We start from the raw sequence: 726 nt of genomic DNA on the forward strand, positions 1-726 counted from the left end.
CTCGGGCGCTCGTGTGCGGTGAGTGTCTCTATCACACCCCCCCCCCGCGCCGCCCCGCCGCGCCCCCCCCCCCCGGGGGGCCCCCCCCCCCCCCGGGGGGCCCCCCCAGCATGAGCCGTACGGGCACGCCGGCCTGCGCCTTCTCCCGAACGAGGCGGAAGAAGAGCGGGTCCTCCGAGAGCCAGAATCCGGCGTACACCACCAGGTCGAAGTGCCGCGTGGACTTCGCATAGAGGGACGTCCACAGCTCTTTCGGCACGACCGCGCGGTGTGGGTACAGCTTCACCAGCTCAGCTCGGCCGGCTTCCGCCGTCGCGCTGCTGGTCTGCTCGTCTGACCAGAGTTCCGACAGGTCTCGCTGCAACAAGTTGGCGAGTGCGTACTGGAAACGCCGGTACGGGCGGCGCTCGTCCTTGGCTTCCACCCATCGCTCGACGGTTCGCGGGCTAACGCCGAGCCGCTCCGCGATCTGCTCAATCTTCAAATTGCTGGCGAGGATCGCCCCTCGCAGCCTCTCATTGGCCATCTCGCCCTCCCCTGGACGATGGTGCGGCACTTGGACGATCCGGGACGACTTCGACCGTAGCCAAGTCGGACCGTAGCCGTCCAGATGCGCCGTGTTCCGACAAGGCCGGAGAGCCGAATCTATTGATGCGCGGCCGGGACTCACCGACCGAACCAAGCGAAGGACTTGACGGAGCGTCGATTCCTCGGCATCGTAAGAGA

1 protein-coding gene is annotated in these 726 nt (G+C 67.6%); it reads right to left on the reverse strand.

Annotated features, from left to right (window positions below; translation table 11 throughout):
• Positions 1–31: 31 nt before the first annotated feature.
• Complete coding sequence (locus ACFWXO_RS36165) at positions 32–526, reverse strand: helix-turn-helix domain-containing protein (protein ID WP_380529432.1); 495 nt, start codon at positions 524–526, stop codon at positions 32–34.
• Between the last annotated feature and the right edge of the window lie 200 nt (positions 527–726).

Origin of the sequence: Kitasatospora sp. NPDC059088 (genome assembly GCF_042738155.1) — a bacterium.
Taxonomy (GTDB): Bacteria; Actinomycetota; Actinomycetes; order Streptomycetales; family Streptomycetaceae; genus Kitasatospora.

What these genes read in the sequence shown, in the direction of transcription:
- ACFWXO_RS36165 (WP_380529432.1), bottom strand. Translation starts at nt 526, where the DNA reads ATGGCCAATGAGAGGCTGCGAGGGGCGATCCTCGCCAGCAATTTGAAG.